The sequence below is a fragment of the Pseudomonas sp. SWRI81 genome (assembly GCF_014268545.1).
Taxonomy (GTDB): Bacteria; Pseudomonadota; Gammaproteobacteria; order Pseudomonadales; family Pseudomonadaceae; genus Aquipseudomonas; species Aquipseudomonas hamedanensis.
Genome location: NZ_JABWQS010000117.1, coordinates 1 through 252, shown reverse-complemented (window position 1 = coordinate 252; position 252 = coordinate 1). Strand labels below are relative to the sequence as shown.

The 252-nt window shown below is 59.1% G+C and carries 1 tRNA gene; it reads left to right on the top strand.

The features are described from left to right. Nucleotides 1-177 precede the first annotated feature (177 nt). A tRNA-Glu gene (locus HU765_RS26680) sits at nucleotides 178-250 on the top strand. Nucleotides 251-252 lie beyond the last annotated feature (2 nt).

The following is a 252-nucleotide window of genomic DNA, read 5'->3' as shown; positions in this document are numbered from 1 at the left end:
GGAATAGCTCAGTTGGTAGAGCACGACCTTGCCAAGGTCGGGGTCGCGAGTTCGAGTCTCGTTTCCCGCTCCAATTTTAAACAGCACTGCTTTCGGGCGGGGCTGAGTGAAACCAGAACCCACTCTTCGGAGGCGGATCTGGACACCGAAACACACACCATGTGTTCCGGGTAGCGTGTCCCCTTCGTCTAGTGGCCTAGGACACCGCCCTTTCACGGCGGTAACAGGGGTTCGAGTCCCCTAGGGGACGCC